The organism is Mycobacterium shunyiense (assembly GCF_058270035.1).
Map to the genome: position 1 here is coordinate 54966 of NZ_JBZDPT010000031.1, position 17652 is coordinate 72617.

General features: G+C 66.5%; 17 protein-coding genes. 10 read left to right on the top strand and 7 right to left on the bottom strand.

Features of this window, described 5'->3' with window-relative positions:
* The first annotated feature begins 90 nt into the window (after positions 1 to 90).
* The 3 genes from AC4ELS_RS17510 to AC4ELS_RS17520 all read left to right on the top strand — a co-directional run bounded on the left by AC4ELS_RS17510 (position 91) and on the right by AC4ELS_RS17520 (position 5393).
* Positions 91 to 2007, top strand: coding sequence for a flavin-containing monooxygenase (locus tag AC4ELS_RS17510; RefSeq protein ID WP_499048407.1), 1917 nt, complete (start codon positions 91 to 93; stop codon positions 2005 to 2007).
* Between the two features lie 2 nt (positions 2008 to 2009).
* Positions 2010 to 3035: an alcohol dehydrogenase catalytic domain-containing protein gene (locus AC4ELS_RS17515; RefSeq protein WP_498883129.1), complete on the top strand. Its 1026-nt coding sequence runs from the start codon at positions 2010 to 2012 to the stop codon at positions 3033 to 3035.
* Positions 3036 to 3350: 315 nt separating this feature from the next.
* Complete coding sequence (locus tag AC4ELS_RS17520; protein WP_499048410.1) at positions 3351 to 5393, top strand: MFS transporter; 2043 nt, start codon at positions 3351 to 3353, stop codon at positions 5391 to 5393.
* Here the strand turns inward: AC4ELS_RS17520 and AC4ELS_RS17525 are convergent.
* Positions 5354 to 5815, bottom strand: coding sequence for a MarR family winged helix-turn-helix transcriptional regulator (locus AC4ELS_RS17525; RefSeq protein ID WP_448444890.1), 462 nt, complete (start codon positions 5813 to 5815; stop codon positions 5354 to 5356). The two genes, AC4ELS_RS17520 and AC4ELS_RS17525, sit on opposite strands and share 40 nt — an antisense overlap.
* A 113-nt stretch (positions 5816 to 5928) precedes the next feature.
* Between AC4ELS_RS17525 and AC4ELS_RS17530 the strand changes: the two genes are divergently transcribed.
* Complete coding sequence (locus AC4ELS_RS17530; protein WP_064933946.1) at positions 5929 to 6351, top strand: organic hydroperoxide resistance protein; 423 nt, start codon at positions 5929 to 5931, stop codon at positions 6349 to 6351.
* Positions 6352 to 6443: 92 nt separating this feature from the next.
* Here AC4ELS_RS17530 and AC4ELS_RS17535 read toward each other — a convergent pair whose 3' ends face one another.
* Genes AC4ELS_RS17535 through AC4ELS_RS17550 form a run of 4 tightly spaced genes read right to left on the bottom strand, consistent with a single transcriptional unit; the run spans position 6444 to position 11454 of the window.
* Positions 6444 to 7787 (bottom strand): APC family permease, encoded by a 1344-nt coding sequence (locus AC4ELS_RS17535; protein WP_448444888.1) that lies wholly within the window; start codon positions 7785 to 7787, stop codon positions 6444 to 6446.
* A gap of 11 nt (positions 7788 to 7798) precedes the next feature.
* The gene (locus tag AC4ELS_RS17540) at positions 7799 to 9436 is read right to left on the bottom strand and encodes an amidohydrolase (protein WP_448444886.1); all 1638 of its coding nucleotides are present in this window, start codon (positions 9434 to 9436) and stop codon (positions 7799 to 7801) included.
* Positions 9433 to 10440 (bottom strand): agmatine deiminase family protein, encoded by a 1008-nt coding sequence (locus AC4ELS_RS17545; RefSeq protein WP_448445236.1) that lies wholly within the window; start codon positions 10438 to 10440, stop codon positions 9433 to 9435. The genes AC4ELS_RS17540 and AC4ELS_RS17545 overlap by 4 nt, the downstream gene beginning before the upstream one ends.
* A gap of 24 nt (positions 10441 to 10464) precedes the next feature.
* On the bottom strand, positions 10465 to 11454 hold the full coding sequence (locus tag AC4ELS_RS17550) for a nitrilase-related carbon-nitrogen hydrolase (RefSeq protein ID WP_448444884.1): 990 nt from the start codon (positions 11452 to 11454) through the stop codon (positions 10465 to 10467).
* Positions 11455 to 11540: 86 nt separating this feature from the next.
* Here AC4ELS_RS17550 and AC4ELS_RS17555 point away from each other — a divergent pair, with 86 nt between their 5' ends.
* Positions 11541 to 12143 (top strand): TetR/AcrR family transcriptional regulator, encoded by a 603-nt coding sequence (locus tag AC4ELS_RS17555; RefSeq protein WP_064885942.1) that lies wholly within the window; start codon positions 11541 to 11543, stop codon positions 12141 to 12143.
* Between the two features lie 5 nt (positions 12144 to 12148).
* Here AC4ELS_RS17555 and AC4ELS_RS17560 read toward each other — a convergent pair whose 3' ends face one another.
* Both AC4ELS_RS17560 and AC4ELS_RS17565 read right to left on the bottom strand, forming a co-directional pair.
* Positions 12149 to 12466, bottom strand: coding sequence for a heme-binding protein (locus AC4ELS_RS17560; RefSeq protein ID WP_499048416.1), 318 nt, complete (start codon positions 12464 to 12466; stop codon positions 12149 to 12151).
* 38 nt (positions 12467 to 12504) lie between these two features.
* Positions 12505 to 12807: a hypothetical protein gene (locus AC4ELS_RS17565; RefSeq protein ID WP_499048419.1), complete on the bottom strand. Its 303-nt coding sequence runs from the start codon at positions 12805 to 12807 to the stop codon at positions 12505 to 12507.
* 268 nt (positions 12808 to 13075) lie between these two features.
* On the opposite strand from AC4ELS_RS17565, the gene AC4ELS_RS17570 reads away from it, so the two are divergent.
* From AC4ELS_RS17570 to AC4ELS_RS17590, 5 genes are all read left to right on the top strand, one after another.
* Positions 13076 to 14209 carry a YeiH family protein gene (locus AC4ELS_RS17570; protein WP_499048422.1) on the top strand — a complete coding sequence of 378 codons (1134 nt, stop codon included), beginning with the start codon at positions 13076 to 13078 and terminating at the stop codon, positions 14207 to 14209.
* Positions 14210 to 14230: 21 nt separating this feature from the next.
* Positions 14231 to 15181 carry an ABC transporter substrate-binding protein gene (locus AC4ELS_RS17575; protein WP_064885934.1) on the top strand — a complete coding sequence of 317 codons (951 nt, stop codon included), beginning with the start codon at positions 14231 to 14233 and terminating at the stop codon, positions 15179 to 15181.
* Positions 15182 to 15193: 12 nt separating this feature from the next.
* Positions 15194 to 15898: a queuosine precursor transporter gene (locus AC4ELS_RS17580; protein ID WP_448444878.1), complete on the top strand. Its 705-nt coding sequence runs from the start codon at positions 15194 to 15196 to the stop codon at positions 15896 to 15898.
* Between the two features lie 74 nt (positions 15899 to 15972).
* On the top strand, positions 15973 to 16644 hold the full coding sequence (locus AC4ELS_RS17585; protein WP_254358675.1) for a 5-oxoprolinase subunit B family protein: 672 nt from the start codon (positions 15973 to 15975) through the stop codon (positions 16642 to 16644).
* A gap of 17 nt (positions 16645 to 16661) precedes the next feature.
* Complete coding sequence (locus AC4ELS_RS17590) at positions 16662 to 17546, top strand: 5-oxoprolinase/urea amidolyase family protein (RefSeq protein WP_064885930.1); 885 nt, start codon at positions 16662 to 16664, stop codon at positions 17544 to 17546.
* Positions 17547 to 17652 lie beyond the last annotated feature (106 nt).

Sequence of the window (17652 nt, forward strand, 5' to 3'; positions counted from 1 at the left end):
GCTGCCGGCCTGCACCGCCGGTCGTCGCAACGGGTGCGCACCTCAACCACCCCTTGTCACATAACGCTACGGGCAGTAGCGTAACGCCGCGTGACCCGGAGTTTCCATGTCGGCCAGCCGTTCACCACCCCCGATGCCGACATCGCGGCGGCATTGGAGCAGGTCAGCATCCCGACGCTGCTGCTCTCGCTCGTGCACATCACCGGCGACCCGCGGTACATCCGCGAGTTCAAACAGGCCGGCCTGTTCCTCAACGAGGTCCAGGGCTTCATGAGCGAAGAGGACAAAGCGCGGACCCGTGAGGTGGCGCTACCGGTGATCGCCGACTACCGCGATCGAGGCTGCCCAGTGCCCGACCCGCTGCCCGCCGAACTGGTGCGGGAGATGCTGGACTGGGCGGCCTGTGAACCGGTCGACGAGGACAACCTGCCGCTGATGCTCGAGGAGCTCGACCTCGAAGGGGTCGACCCACGGCGGCCCACACCACTGCAGGGCACGCAAGACTTCAGCGTCATCGTGATCGGCTGCGGCGAGTCCGGGGTGCTGGCCGGGGTACGCCTCAAGCAGGCCGGTATCGATTTCACCATCGTGGAGAAGAACGCCGGACCGGGCGGAACCTGGTGGGAGAACAGCTATCCCGGCGCCCGGGTAGACGTGGCCAACCACTTCTACTGTTACAGCTTCGAACCCAGCAACCACTGGGATCACTTCTTCGCCGAACAGCACGAACTGCGCCAGTACTTCCGCGACGTGGTGGACCGCCACGACCTCGAGCCGAACATCCGATGGAACACCGAAGTGGTGTCCGCGGAATGGGACGGCGGGATGTGGAACGTCACGGTGCGCTCGGCCGCCGGCACCGAGACACTAAGGGCCAACGCCGTCATCACCGCCGTCGGTCAGCTCAACCGGCCGCAGATCCCCGAGTTCCCCGGCGCGGAAACCTTTGCGGGACCGGCCTTTCACTCGGCGGCGTGGAACCACGATGTCGACGTCACCGGCAAGCGGGTCGCGCTGATCGGCGCCGGCGCCAGCGGGTTCCAGATCGCCCCCGCCATCGCCGACAAGGTCGCCCACCTCACGGTCTTCCAGCGCACCGCGCAGTGGATGTTCCCCAACCCGATGTACCACGAGTCCGTCGCCGACGGCGTGCGCTGGGCGATGGAACACCTGCCGTACTACGGCCGCTGGTATCGCTTCCTGCTGTTGTGGCCCGGAGCCGACAAGGGCCTGGACGCCGCCCGGGTGGATCCCGACTACGACGACCACGGCAATGCGGTCAGCGAGATCAACGCCATCGCCCGCATCATGTTCACCGACTGGATCACCACCCAGGTCGGTGACGACGCAGGGTTGCTGGCCAAGGTGCTGCCCGACTACCCGGCCACCGGTAAGCGCACGCTGCAGGACAATGGCAGCTGGCTGGGCGCCCTCAAACGCGACAACGTGGACCTGATCCGCACCCCGATCGAACGCATCACCCCGAGCGGGGTCGTCACGACCGACGGCGAGACGTACGACGTCGATATCATCGTGTACGCCACCGGTTTTCGGGCCACCGACGTGCTGTTCCCGATGAAGATCACCGGGCGTGACGGCATCGACCTGCATGATGCCTGGGGACAGCGCCCGTACGCCTACCGGGGCATCACGGTGCCGGGATTCCCGAACTTCTTCATGACCTACGGCCCGGGAACCCACCTGGCCCACGGCGGCAGCCTCATCCTGAACTCCGAACTCCAGATGCGCTACATCAATCAGTGCCTGGAGCACCTGATCACCGAGGGCCTGCGGACCATGGAGCCGCTGCCCGAGCCGACCAAGGAATGGCACCGGCGTTCGCAGGAAGCGATCCGGCAGACCGTGTGGGCGCAGCCCTCCATCAAGCACTCGTATTTCAAGAATGCCGACGGCGAGATCCACACCGTCAGTCCGTGGCGGTTGAGCGAATACCGGTCCGCCATCAACGAACCCGTCTGGTCAGACTTCACAGTGCAGGAGGCGTGAGCATGCGCGCAGTCGTCGTCGACAGTTCCGGAAAGGTCAGCGTCGAGACCCGGCCTGACCCGGTCCTGCCCGGTCCCGACGGGGCCGTCGTCAAGGTCGAGGCCGCGTCAATCTGCGGATCGGACCTACACTTCTTGGAGGGCCACTACCCGATCGCCGATCCGGTGTCGGTCGGACATGAGGCCGTCGGCACGATCGTCGAAATCGGTCCGGAGGTCACCGGATTCGCCGTCGGCGACCAGGTGCTGGTGTCCTCGGTGGCCGGCTGCGGGCACTGCAGTGGCTGCGCGACCCACGACCCGATCCGCTGCCTGCAGGGTCCCCAGATCTTCGGCACCGGATTCCTCGGTGGCGCTCAGGCCGAACTGCTCGCGGTACCGGCGGCGAACTTCCAGCTCCTGAAGATGCCGGAGGGCATCAGCACCGAGCAGGCCCTGCTGCTCACCGACAACCTGGCCACCGGCTGGGCAGCGGCCAAACGCGCCGACATTCCGGTCGGCGGTTCCGTCGCGATCATCGGCCTGGGCGCGGTCGGCATGTGCGCCCTGCGCAGCGCCATCACCCTCGGTGCGGCAAAGGTTTTCGCCGTCGACCCGGTGGAGGCCCGGCGCGAACGCGCGGAAGCCTCGGGAGCCATCACCTTCGCCCCGCCCTCGGCGCAGGCGATCCGGGAAGCCACCGGTGGCCTCGGCGTGGACTCCGTCGTCGACGCGGTGGGCATGGACGCCTCGATCAACGACGCCATCGACGCCGCTCGGGCCGGTGGCACGGTGTCCGTCGTCGGCGTGCACGATTTGCAGCCCTATCCGATGCCCGCACTGGGCTGCCTGCTGCGCAGCCTGACGATCCGGTTCACCACCGCGCCGGTCCAGCAGACCTGGCCGGAACTGATTCCGCTGCTGCAGGCCGGTCGTCTCGACGTCGACGGGATCTTTACCACCACGATGTCGCTGGACGAGGCCGCCGACGGTTACGCCAAAGCGTTCTCCCGCTCGGGCGAGGACTTGAAGGTGCAGCTCAAGCCGTAACCGACATTCAGTTGCACTGGTAGACAAGGCTTTTGACGCAAAGTCACGGCGCTTTGATCGATTTCACTGTCAATTCGCTGTGAACTTCATGAGCCTTCCCCCTCAGCGCAACCGGCCTTTTTTACAACACATCGTTGTTCTATGCAAATTTACGTGAGACGCTTCACAATCCGGAATTAACTCGCCGACAACGGAATAACAACTGCGGTGTCGACAGTTAAACGGACACGTGCGCCAATCGAACTCGTTAGTTGACTGTCCGAACGCGGCGCCGCAGCGCCAGGCACTGCCAACAGCCCGCACTGGGCGGCGCTGATGCGTCAAGGTCCGCTCGCCGGCCGGTACCCCGCGGTGGCCGCCATGGTCACCCTGGCGTTGATCCCCTACCTGGCGTTGTCTGCCGCGGTCGATCCGCTGGTACCGATCATCTCCGAGCAGCTGAACCTGTCGGCGCAGACCATGAGCCTCGGCTTCGGCCTGGGCAATGCCGCCTATGCGGTGGGCACGGTCCTCGCCGTGCAGTTCGCCCAGCACCTGCCCCAGCGCAGGATGCTGTTGGCCTATGCAGTCGTCCTGGTCCTGGGGTCGGTGATCGCCGCGTCGGCGGTCAACGGGGCGATGTTCATCGGCGGACACATCCTGCAAGGTCTGGCCACCAGCATGCTGCTGATCGCCGCGGCGCCGCCGCTGACCATCGGCTTCCCCAGGGACAAACTGCGGCACACCGCCGTGATCATGAACATGTGCGTGTTCGGGGCCGTCGCGCTCGGCCCGTTCATCGGTGGTGCGCAGGCAGAAGCCCTCGCGTGGCGGCCACTGTTCTGGATCATCGCCGCGATCGCCGTCGGAGCCCTTGTCATGGCGGCCCTGACCTTCGAGGACGCTCCACCTGCCGACCTCGACGCACCGCGTGACCTGCGGGCCATCGGGTTGGCGTCGGTCGGCTGCGCCGCCGCTTTCATCGGTGCCGCACAACTGACCAGCCATGAATTCACCGACCCGGTGGCGATCGTGCCGATGCTCGGCGGCCTGGCCCTGATCGTGCTGCTCATCGTGTATCAGTTCCGGTCCCGCCGGCCGTTGCTAACCGTGCGCACCATGCTGACCAGTGCGATTCCCGTGGCTGGCGTCGGAGTCGCGCTGTTCGCGGCGGCCGCGTCGGTGGCGGCGACCGCGCTGACAGCCCAGGTCTTCATGGAGACCTACAGCCCGGTACAGGTGGGGCTGCTGTACCTGCCGGAACTCGGCGGCGCGATCGTGATGGCGTTCGTGTTCGGTTCGGTCATCTCGAAACGGTCGATGCACTACCTTCCGCTCGTCGGCATGGGCCTGCTCGCCGCCGGGATCTTGCTGTTTCGGCTCGCCATCCCGGCCAATCAACCGCTGGCCCTGCTCGCCTCGGCGCTGACCGGGCTGGCGCTGGGCGCCACGGTGGCCCCCGCATTGTTCGTCGCCGGATTCTCGCTGCAGTCCAACAGCCTTCAGCGCGTGTTCGCGATCATCGAGTTGTTGCGGGCCGTGGCCGCCTTCATGGTGGCGCCGATCTTCGCCCATTTCGCGGCCCGAGCGGCCGGCGGTCTCACCGCGGGCGCCGGCGACGCCCTGTGGATCGGATTCGGACTGGCCGTCGGGGGCGCCGTCTTCGGAGTGGCCGTCTATGCGCTCAGTGGCGCCCGGCCCCAGACACCCGACCTCGACCAGTTCCTCGACGGTGAATCGCCGGCCTGGTACTCGCCGCCGCTGCTGGCGCGGCTCCGTCCCGGCCTGCCCACACCGGTTCCCGCACCAAGCCGTGACCGGCGGGTGACGGCATCCGAGGCGGGCGCGATGCCTGTTGCCGCCACCGGCCCGGTGCTGTTCGCCTATGACGGATCACAACGCGCCGCCGGCGCCATCGAACGCGCCGCGGCCGAACTGCCGGTCGGTCGCGACGCCGTGGTGGTCTGTGTCTGGCAGCCGGTGGATGTCGGATTCACGCCGGTCGAGACGACGCATTTCGACGCCGACCAGGCGACCGAGGTACGACGGGCCGCCGAGCAGACGGCCGCTCACGGCGCATCGCTGGCCACCAGGGCGGGTTTCTCCGCCCGCAGCGTGACGGTCGAAGCGGCGCCCATCTGGAAAGGCATCGTCGAGACGGCTCAGGAACACAACGCCAGCCTGATCGTGGTCGGCCCGCACCGCCGCAGCGGGCTGCTGGGCCACCTGGAAGGCAGCGTGGCCGGCGCCGTCGTCGCGCACTCCACCACTCCGGTCCTGGTCATCCCGGAGGACTGTCGACGTTCATCCCGCGCAGAGGGCGCGGCCCACTCGAACGTTCACGCCCTGGCCGCAGGATCAACGGCGGATCGCGAGTAGTTGCGCAGGTTGTCCCGCAGCGTGGACACGCCGCGTTGCATGGTCGTGAGTTCGTCCAGTGACAGCCCCGTCGCGGCCAGCAGGTCCATCTCCAGGGTCTGCGCACGGAGCGCGCGGCCGGCGTCGGTGAGGCTGACGCGCACCTGACGCTCGTCGTCGGGATCGCGTTGCCGCGTCACGTATCCCAGCGCTTCGAGGCGCTTGAGGATCGGAGTCAGCGTGTTCGACTCCAGGAACAGCTTCTCCCCGAGGCTGCCGACCGTCTGGTGATCCTGTTCCGAGAGCGCGACGAGCGCGATGTACTGCGTGTACGTGATGCCGTGCCGATCCAGGATCGGCTTGTAGGCCTTGCCGTACGCGAGGTTGGCCGAGTAGACGGCAAAGCACAGGAAATCGGAGAGTTGCGGAGCCTTGAGCGCCATGGTCAAAATTATATCGGATCCGATTTAGTCGGACGGGATGAAATACATGACCACCCCGCGTTCATCTCTAACGCGTCCAATTGGAGCCGATCATCCACCCGAAGGAGAACGCCGTGACCACCAGCCAGACCGACAACGTGCTGTACACCGCCCAGACCCACACCACCGGCGGGCGTCAGGGTGAGGCCTACAGCTCCGACGGCAACCTCGACATCCAGCTCACCCCGCCCGGAGGCAACGGCTCCGGCACCAACCCCGAGCAGTTGTTCGCGGCGGGCTGGTCGGCCTGCTTCCTGAGCGCCATGGGCCTGACCGCGGGTAAGCACAACGTGAAGCTGCCCGCCGAGACCGCCGTGGATGCCGAGGTAGACCTGCTCAACACCGACGGGGCATTCTCACTGCGGGCACGGCTGAACGTCACCATCCCGGGTGTCGATCGGGAGACCGCCCAGGCCATCGCCGACGACGCGCACCAGGTCTGCCCGTACTCGAAGGCCACCCGCGGCAACATCGACGTGACCATCAGCGTCGCCTGACGGAGCAGTGGATCGAATGGCCACTTGTCGCACGCCTTTCGCGTAATCGCGTGTCACAAGTGGCCACTCGGCAGGCATTCACAGGCGGTCAGTTACTCCTTCAAGTCCAGTACCGGCGTCGGCCGCTGGAAGCCACGGGTAACTCCGGCCAGCCACACGAATCCCACTGCCAGCCAAGTCAACCCGATCACCAACGTCAGCCCCGATAAGCTGGTCCACAGCCACACGGTCAGCAGGAAGCCGATCATCGGCAGCACGAGATTGCTGATCACCCTGGCACCGTCGCGCTCCTGCCGGTCGACGAAATAGTGCTTGATCACCGACAGGTTCACCACCGAAAACGCCACCAGTGCACCGAAACTGATCACCGAGGCCAGGGTGGTCAGGCTGATCACGGTGGCCAGCAGCGACACGACTGACACCGCCAGGATCGCGTACACCGGAGTGGCGAACCGCGGCGAGACGTGACCGAAGAACGAGCGCGGCAGGATCCCGTCGCGCCCCATGGCATACAGGATCCGGGCCACCGACGCCTGCGACGCGATCGCGGATCCGAGCGCACCGGCGACATACGCCGCGGTGAAGAAGGTCTGAAGGAACTGGCCGCCCGCTGTCAGCATCAGATCCAGCGATCCGGACTCGACATCGGTGAACTGGTTGGAGGGGAACACCAACTGCCCGAGATAGGACAGCACGACGAAGATCACCCCGGCCACCACGGTGGCGATCATGATCGCCTGCGGAACGGACCGCTTGGGATCCTTGGCTTCCTCCGACAGCGTGGACACCGCGTCGAACCCCAGGAACGACAGGCACAGGATGGCCGCGCCGGCCAGCACCGGACTGAATCCCGTTGCGCCGCCGTCACCGTGGAAGGGGGCCATCAGGTCCACCGCGCCCAGGCTGAACACCTTGGAACAGGCCAACACCAAGAAAGTCACGATGAAGATCGCCTGTATCGCGATGATGACGAGATTCGCCCGCGCCACCGACACGATGCCGACGATGTTGAGCACCGTCACCCCCGCGATGGACAGCACGACGAACACCCAACCGGGGATCGCCGGAACCGCGGCGTTGAGATAGATGCCGATCACCAGGTAGTTGATCATCGGCAGGAACAGGTAATCCAGCAGCAGTGACCAGCCGGCGAGGAATCCGATCGGCGCGCCGAACGACTTCTGGGTGTACGTATATGCCGATCCCGCAACTGGATAGGCGACGGCCATCCTGGCGTAGGAACGCGCGGTGAACACCATGGCGGCCAAAGTGACCAGGTATGCGACGGACAACCTGCCGCCGGTGGTCTGGGTGACGATGCCGTAGGTGGTGAACACCGTGAGCGGCACCATGTAGACCAGACCGAACAGCACCAACGACGGCAACCCGAGCGCGCGGCGCAACCGCCCCTCGGTGGCCTCAGCCAAATCGGCCATGACATTTCCTCTCATTCTGCGGCCGAATAGACCTGTGTGCCTTGGAGATAGGTGGCGCGCACTTGCACCTGTGACAGTTCCGACGGGGGGATATACCTCGGATCACGGTCCAGCCAGACCAGATCGGCACTCGCCCCTGGCGCGATGTGGCCCCAATCAGCTTCGGCAAAGGCCTGATACGCTACGGCTCCGGTATAGGAGGCCAGGGCGGGCTCGATCGGGAGCACCTCTTCGGGTGTCCACCCCCCGGCCGGCTCACCGTCGGAGGTGCACCGCGACACCGCGACAGCGATGCCGTCCAACGGCGCACCCGAGGAGACCGGCCAATCCGATCCGAACGCCAATGCCGCACCGGAATTCTCCAGCGTGCGCATCCGGTACTGCCGATCCGCACGCTGGGCTCCCAGTCGCGGGATCGTGAGCACCGTCATCAGGGCATCCATCTGCGCCCACAACGGCTGCATGTTCGGGATCACTCCGAGTTCGGAGAATCGCCCGAGGTCGGCGTCGTCCACGAGCTGAGCGTGCGCGATCACCGGGCGCCGGTCGCGTGGACCATTGTGCCGTGCAACGTATTCGATGGCGTCCAGTGCCTGGCGGACCGCGGCATCGCCGATGGCGTGGATATGGATCTGCAGGCCCAGCTCGTCGACTTTCCTGGCCGCCTCCGCCAGAGCATCGCCTTCCCACAACTGCATACCGTGGGAGTGCAGGCCCGAACAGTAGGGCTCGAGCAGGGCGCCGGTCTCGTTCTCCACCACCCCGTCGGCGAAGAATTTCACGGTCTGCGCGGTCAGCAGCGGCGAACCCATCGCCACAACCCGGTCTCTGGCCGCGGCGTATTGCGTTACCTGCGTGTCGAAGTGACGCGGATCGGCGTAGAACGCCAAGTTGAAGCGCATCCGCAGGGCGCCGTGTCGGGCCGCCGCGAGGTAGGCATCGAGTTCGGCCGGTTCGACCCAGGCATCCTGAACCCACGTCACGCCATGGGCCAGGTAGTAGTCGGCGGCCGTGCCCAGTGCGGCGATCCGCACCGCTTCGTCACGGGGCGGCATGACCGCGGTGATCAGGTCCGTGGCGCCCCATTCCCGCAGCGTGCCCAGCGGGGTGCCGTCCTCGCGACGCGGGATCTCCCCGAGGGCCGGCTCCGGGGTGTCGGCGGTGATGCCGGCCCGCTGCAGTGCGACCGAGTTGACCCACAGGGTGTGATAGTCCCAGGCGCGCAACACCACTGGCCGGTCCGGGACCGCGGCGTCGAGCCAGCGCGCGTCGAACAGTCCGCCGGGAGCGAGACTGCCGTCATACGATGCCCCGACGATCCACTCCTGATCGGGATTCGAATCTGCGAATTCTTTGACCGCCGCTACGATCTGGTCGATCGACTCACATGGCCGCACCGCGGGTCCTGCCGATTCCAGGCCGCCGAACAGCGGGTGGGCGTGACCGTCACCGAACGAAGGCATCAGGAATCCACCTTCGAGGTCCACCGTCCGGTCGGCCGTGGCCGCCAGTGCGTCGGCGCCGACTGCCCGCACCACACCGTCGGCGACGAGCAGTGCGTCGGTGGTGTGGCCGGGCGTCCAGATCACGCCGCCGTGGAACAGGGTGGAGCTCGCACCGAGCTCGGGCGGCGCATTGCGGGCGGTCATGCGACGGCCTCCCTCTGGATCGGGGATGGTTGTTGTTGGGTGATGCAATGGATTCCACCGCCACGCTCGAAGAGTGGGCGGGCGTCGACGGCCACGACCTCGCGGCCGGGATACTGCTCGGCCAGGATCGCCCGCGCCTCCGCGTCGTGCGGATCATCGAATGCGCAGGCGATCACGCCGCCGTTGACAACCAGGTGGTTGATGTAGCTGTAGTCGACGTAACCGTCGGCATCGGTGAGAGTGGCCGGCGCGGGCATCTCGACGATGTCGAACCTGTCTTCGACGGCCGATCGAATCCCTTTGCACACCATGCTGTCCGGATGTGATTCGTCGCGCTGGGTGTGCAGGAGCAGACGCCCCGGAGCGGTGAGGGCCGCGATGATGTCGACGTGACCGCGCGTGCCGTAGCGCTGGCTGTCTCGGGTCAGTCCGTACGGCAGCCACACCACGTCGGTCGCTCCGATGGTCCGCGCCAGTTCGGTCTCCACACCGGCCTTGGTGGCGCCGGGATTTCGGTGCGGGTCGAGTTGCACGGTCTCGGTGACCAGCACCGTGCCGTGCCCGTCGGTCTGGATACCTCCGCCCTCGTTGATGAGCGCGGACGGCACGACGGTGACGCCCGCGAGTTCGCCCACCGTCGCCCCGATCTTGGCGTCGCGGTCCCAACGTGCCCAGTCCTGGGCGCCCCAACCGTTGAACGTCCAGTCGACGGCAGCCACCGACCCGTCGTCGGCGTGCACGAACGTGGGCCCGATATCCCGCATCCAGGCATCGTTCAACGGCGCCTCGATGAGTTCGATGTCTTGAGACACATAGCGTTTCGCGACCGCGAGCTCGGCGGGGTCGACGAGCATCGTGACCGGTTCGAACTGCCCCACGGCATGAGCCACGGCGGCCCAGGTGGACCGGGCCTCATGGCGCGCCTGCTCGGTGTCGCCGAGCGAATAGCCATCCGAAGGAAAGGCCATCCACACCCGATCCTGCGGTGCGCCCTCGGCGGGCATCAGGTATGAGGTCACCAACCGTTCCTATTTCACGACCGGCGTGGCCGCATGGCCATCGCCGTACGGGTGGGCAGGGTCGACCGGAGCGGTCAGCCGGCCGTAGCTGTCAGGGCGCCGGGTGACCAGGAACGGGAACAGCTCCAGCCAGTCACGCCGCTGGTCCAGGTCGAGATCGGCGACCAGCACGGCCTCCTCGTCGCGCGGCGCCTGCACCAGCACGCGACCGTAGGGGTCCGAGATGAACGACGAGCCGTAGAACGAGACGGTGCCCTCGTCCCCGGTTCGGTTGGGCACCACCATGAACAAGCCGCTGCTGATGCCGTTGGCCACGATCACCTGCTGCCACAAGGGCTGGGTGTCGAACGCGGGGAAGACCGGCTCCGATCCGATCGCGGTCGGATAGACCACGATCTCGGCGCCACCGAGCGAATAGTTGCGGGCCACTTCGGGGAACCATTCGTCCCAGCAGGTGGGCAGGCCGACCCGTGCGCCCAGCCCCTCGGGGTCATACACCGGGTACGGATCGTCGTCCGCGGAAGCCGGGCCCGGTCGAAAGTAGGTGTCCTCGTAGTACCCCGCCGAGATCGGGATGTGCATCTTGCGGGTACGCCCGACCAGCTCGCCCGACGGCGACACCAGGATCGCGGTGTTGTAGCCCAGGCCGTCGGCCGCGGGAGCCTTCTCATACAGCGAGGCGTGCACGAAGATCCCGTTGGCCTGCGCCGCCTCGGCCGCGAGTGCAAAGGTCGGGCCGTCGGTCAGGTCCTCGGCCCCCTCCCCCGGGTTGGGCCCGGCCGGGGTGTCGGCCGGGTAGCGCAGCAGCGTGATCTCGGGCAGGAACACCGCGGTGGCGCCGGCACCGGCGGCGCGGTCGATGCCGTCGCGCAACACCTTGGTGAGTTCTGCGGCGTCAGGCCGCCAGCGGTGCTGCACCAACCCCACCCGCAGAGGCGGTCGCTGTGATGCGGTGCTGCGCGACAGCGAGTCGGGGGCGCTCGCAGTGAGCGTGATCATGGGACTCCTAAAACGAATGTGATTCGTTTATTGTGTGAGCCAGGACACCATTTGTAAAGAGTTAAGTTCGATCAGGGGGACAGAACATGGGGCGACCACCATCACCGATCCTGTCAATCGACCGGATCTCCAGTGCGGCAATGGATCTCGTCTGCACAACCGGCGGTTTCACCATGCCCGAACTGGCCCGCAGGCTCAAGGTCAGCCCGTCGTCGCTGTACAACCACGTCTCCGGGCGCGAGCAGATCGTCGAACTGCTCCGTGAACGGGCGATGTCAGAGGTGCACCTGCCCGACCTGCACGCCGAGCGGCCATGGATCGACATCCTGGCCGACATCATGCGCTCGTACCGCAGCAGCTTCGCCCGCTACCCGCAGTTGATTCCCTTGCTCACAGCCCACGCCGTCAACAGCAGCCAGGCACTGACCATGTACAACGCGATCGCCGTAACCCTGACCCGCGGAGGCTTCAATCCGACCGACACATTGCGGATCATCACGTTGGTCGACAACTACGTGCTGGGGTCCGCGCTGGACCTCACCGCACCCGACCGGCCGTGGGAGTCGAGCGCCGAGGTCGGCCCGGAACTGACCGCTGCGCTCGACACCGGTGCGCCCAGGCCCGCGCGCGCCGACGATGCGTTCGAGTTCGGTTTGGCGGTCCTGCTGCGCGGGCTCGTGCAGCAGTGAGTCGCCTACCCGCCGCAGCGGTTACGGAAATCGATCGCCGGTTGCCGGATCCCCGTCAGTTCGGCCCGGATCTGCGGCTTGTCCTGGAGATAGACCTTCACCGATTCGGCCATCTGCTCGTTCGACTGCCCCTTGAGGCTGGTGAAGAACGCGTTGACGTCGGGATGGGTGAACAGATACGCCGAGGTGGACGCGCGGACGCCGGCCATCACACCGGCCAGGTCAGCGGCGGTGCAGTTCGGCTCGTCTGCCGCGGCGACGGGCACACCAACGGCCAAGAGCGACAGGCTGATTGCAGCGGCGGCGATGACACGGGAGAACATCGTGGCTCCTAAGTGGACTCGGGTGAATGGGCTGAGGCTCATGGCCGCCCCGGACGCCAACCGCCACCGCCACCACCACCGTTGTCAGGGCGGCCGGGGTCGAGATTGATCTCCAGACCCCAGTCGCCGCAGTACCAGTCGTTGGCACACGGATACGGGTAGTATGGACCGGCCTTCGGCGGCGTCGGCCCACCGCCACGGACATTGCCCTGCGCGCACACCGTGGAACCTCCGGCGTCGACGCAGTCGGCAACGGCGGCCGGTGCAGCGGCAATGGAGATAGCGATCGGGATGGTCAAACCGGTCAATCCGAGCAATGCCGGATACCACGTGATCCGCATGGCCACTCCTCAGTCGGTCCGCGTTGTGCCGAGAATAGATCTCGGGGGACGCCCAATATGCGGGAACGACAATAGCTGGTCACCGAGCGCAGCGCAGCGCCACTCACGGCGGTCGTAACTGGTTGTATTCGTGAAGATCTCAAGGGTGCCCGCGAAGATGCGCGCTACCTAGCCTGACGCGCGTGAACGAAGACTGGCTGGCCGTGATCGTCGGCCTCATCCTCTTGACCCTCGTCCTCGTCGGTGCCATCCCCGGCGGCGTGATCCCATGACCAGCACCGAGGAACGCTCGCAGCAGCGATCGCCGAAGGCCGGCTACGCCGTCGCCGGTGTGCTCGTGGTCATCGCGTTGGGTGCGGTGACCAGATTCCTGGAAACCGAGGTGCCCCACTGGGCCGCCGGGACACCACTGGCCAAAGTCGCCAAATCAGTCGAATTCCCGGTCTACGCAATCGCTCTCGGGCTCATCGGCAACGCCATCCTGGCCAGGTTCACGCTCCGCGACGTCCTGTCTCAAGGGTTTCGCACCGAGTTCTTCATCAAGACCGGCCTGGTCCTGCTCGGGGCGTCGATCAACCTCAAGGTGCTCGCCACCGCCGCGGGACCGGCGATCATCCAGGCACTCCTTCTGATTTCGATCGTCTTCGGATTCACCTGGTGGCTGGGTGGGCGGCTGGGCCTGGACGACAAACTGCGCGCGCTACTGGCCTCGGCGGTCTCCATCTGCGGGGTGAGTGCGGCCATCGCCGCCGCCGGCGCCGTTCAGGCCCGAAAAGAGCAGCTGGCCTACGCCGCGTCGCTCGTCATCGTGTTCGCGCTACCGTCGATCTTCTTGCTGCCCTGGCTCGCCGACGTGTTCGGGCTGTCCGACGCCGTCGCCGGTGCCTGGATCGGCGGCAATATCGACACCACCGCGGCCGTCGCCGCGGCAGGCACGATCGCCGGTGAGCAGGCACTGCAGATCGCCACGATCGTCAAGACCACTCAGAACGCGCTGATCGGCATCGTCGCCATCGCTCTCACCGCGTACTTCGCCTTGAAGGTCGAACGCCGAACTGACACACCTGACCCAGCAGTGGCACGCCCGTCTCTGCGCGAATTCTGGGACCGCTTCCCGAAATTCGTGCTCGGCTTCATCGCCGCCTCGGTGATCGGCACGCTGTACCTGCAGTTCGCCGCCGACGGTAAATCGGCCATCGCAACGGTCAACGACCTGCGAACCTGGTTCCTGATCTTCGCGTTCGTGGCCATCGGGCTGGAGTTCTCGCTCCGCGGACTGAAGGAAGCCGGCTGGCGACCGATCGTGCTGTTCGCCGCGGCGACCGTCGTGAACATCGTGGTGGCGCTGGGTCTGGCCTCGATCCTGTTCGGCGGATTGTTCGGCACCTTCACCACGGGGTAGCTAAACGGTTACCCTGGCTAAGTGCCGACAACCTGGTCGCGGCGAGGGTTTTTCACGGTCACCGCTGGGATGGCCCTGGTCGCCGCATGCAGCACGCAAAAACCCGGCGAAGTTGCGAAAGACGGTTCGGTGACCGTCCGCCACCTCTTCGGAGACACCAACATCCCGGGTCCACCGCAACGCGTGGTCAGCGCGGGATTCACCGAACAGGACAACCTGCTGGCCCTCGGCGTCGTGCCGGTCGCAACGACCGAGTGGTTCGGTGGTGAGCCGTTCGCGGTGTGGCCCTGGGCGCAACCAAAACTCGGGGCCGCCCAGCCCACCGTGCTGGGCCTGAGCGACGGGATCCAGGTCGACGCGATCGCGGCGCTCAAACCGGACCTGATCGTGGCCACCAATGCCGGACTCGACGCCGACACCTTCGCCAAACTCTCCGAGATCGCCCCGACCATCGCACAGTCCGGACCGGACGCGTTCTTCGAACCCTGGCGCGACCAGGCCACCCTGATCGGCCAGGCCCTGTTCCAGAACGACGCGACGACGGGACTGGTCACCGGCGTGGACGACAAGTTCAAGGCAGTGGCCACCAACAATCCGCGCTTCGCCGGCAAGAAGGCGATGCTGCTCGCCGGCACGCTGTTCCGCGACAGTGTCCAGGCACAGACCGGGTGGCGGACCGAATTCCTCACCCAGATGGGCTTCGCCGTCCCCCCGACACCCGACCTCATCCCGCGCTCAGATTTCTCCTCGGTGCTCGACGCCGCCGATGTATTGATCTGGACCACCGAGAACGACGCAGAGCGCGACGCCCTGCTGGCCGACCCGGGCATCGCCGAGCTCAAAGCCACCACCCGCAAGCGGCACGTGTTCACTCCCAAAGAGCTGTCCGGCGCCATCGCGTTCGCCTCGCCGCTGTCCTACCCGCTGGTCGCCGACCAGCTGCCACCGCTGCTCAACCAGGCACTGACCTGACAAGATGACCGGGTGACAAGCACCCAGGAACACTCCGAACACCGCGGCACCGCCAGCATCGGCTCGGCCTACTATCCGGTGCTCGTCGCGGTTTTCACGGCCCTGGTGATCATCTCCAACGTCACCGCCACCAAAGGAGTCGCCTTCGGACCGATCATCGGCAACTGGTCGATCATCACCGACGGCGGCTTCATCGTCTTCCCGCTCACCTACGTGATCGGCGACGTGCTCTCCGAGGTGTACGGGTTCAAGGCCGCGCGCCGAGCGATCTTCCTGGGTTTCTCGATGAATGCCCTTGCCGCGCTCGCATTCTGGGCCACCATCTATCTGCCCGCTGCGGACTTCTACACCAACCAGGAGCACTTCGAGAACATCGTCCACGCCTACACCCAGTTGATCGTGGCGGGCCTGGCCGGGTTCATCGTCGGGCAGACCATCAACGCCTGGGTCGTCGTCGCCATCAAGGAACGCACCAAGGAAAAGCACCTGTGGGCGCGCCTGGTCGGATCCACCTTCGCCGGCCAGCTCGGCGACACCCTGGTTTTCTGCGGTATCGCGGCCAGCGCGATCGGCATCAGCACCTTCGGCGACTTCGTCACCTACGCCGCGCTGGGCTGGGTCTACAAGACCGCGGTCGAGGTGATCATGCTGCCGATCACCTACCGCGTGATCGCCACCATCAAGCGCCGCGAGCCGACTTATCGGGCCGCCGTGTGAGGCTTCGTTAAGGCACCTCTGGCAAGGTTCACAGAGCCGGAGCTTTCTTAGCTACTCGCGGGTAGCTTCAGGTCATGAGTGTGACATCAGAGGTGATGGACGCGACGGGACCGACCCTGAACCCGGGCACCGCTCGCGACTATGGCGATCAGGCTCTGCTGCTCGAGTTCGACAGCACGGCCGATGTTTTGGCGTGGACCGCCACTCTCACGGCGGCCCAACTACTCGGCGTGGTCGATATCGTGCCTGCGTCACGCACGATCTTGATCAAGCTGGCCGATCCGCGCTACCAGGCGCCCACCCGACAACGGCTGGGCAAGCTGCAGCTACAACCCGGTGCGGCCCCGGTCCGTCCGGTCGGCCAGGCCGACGTGACCATCGACGTGGTCTACGACGGCGCCGACCTGCGCGACGTGGCCACGCTGACCGGGCTGACCCCGGAACAGGTGATCGCGGCGCACACCGGCAGTCAGTGGCAGGTCGGATTCATGGGCTTCGCACCCGGATTCGCCTACCTCGTCGGCGGCGACGAACGACTACAGGTACCGCGCCGAGCCGAGCCCCGCACCAATGTCCCGCCCGGCGCGGTCGCGCTGGCCGGCGAGTTCAGCGGCATCTACCCACGGCAGTCACCCGGCGGCTGGCAGTTGATCGGACGCACCGACGCGGTGTTGTTCGACATTCATCGGGACCAACCCGCACTGCTCACCCCGGGTACGTGGGTGCAGTTCCGGGCCATCGGCTAGTCGGCGAGGAGGACATCATGACCACAACATTGGAAGTGCTGCGGACCGGCCCGCTGGCCCTCGTCGAGGACCTCGGCCGGGCCGGCATGGCCCACCTCGGTGTCACCCGCTCCGGGGCGGCCGACCGACGGTCTCACACGTTGGCCAACCGACTCGTCGCCAACCCCGGTGAGCACGCCACCATCGAGGTGATGTTCGGCGGGTTCTCGGCCCGGGTGCGCGGCGGGGACGTCTCGATCGCGGTGACGGGCGCCGACACGGACCCCGCGGTCAACGGTATTCCGTTCGGCACCAACAGCATTCACCACGTGCACGACGGCGAGGTGATCTCGCTGGGCGCCCCGCACTCGGGGCTGCGCAGCTACCTGGCGGTACGCGGCGGCATCGCCGTCGAACCGGTTCTGGGATCGCGGAGCTACGACGTGATGTCGGCGATCGGGCCGGCGCCGCTACGCCCCGGCGACATTCTGCCGGTCGGTGAGCACACCGCCGACCTGCCCGAGACCGACCAGGCGCCCGTCGCGGCCATCAGCGATGACGTGCTGGAACTCAACGTGGTGCCTGGCCCGCGTGACGACTGGTTCGTCGACCCCGACGTGCTGATCCGGACCAACTGGCTGGTCACCACCCGCAGCGACCGGGTCGGGATGCGCCTGGTCGGCATGCCGCTGGACTACCGCTGGCCCGACCGTCAACTGCCCAGCGAGGGAGCGACCCGCGGAGCTATCCAGATACCGCCCAACGGTTTTCCGGTGATTCTCGGGCCCGACCACCCCGTCACCGGCGGCTACCCGGTGATCGGTGTGGTGACCGACGAAGACATCGACAAACTGAGCCAGGCCAGGCCAGGCCAGACTGTCCGGTTGCACTGGGCGCACCCCCGGCGGCCGTTCCAGGGCTAGCTGTCTAAACGGTTCCCGTCGCCAATTTCTACGTCAGGGTTGCGATCCCGGCGATCAACGACCCAGGTGTAGGAAACGACGCCCAGGGGCTTGGCGCTCGGGAAGC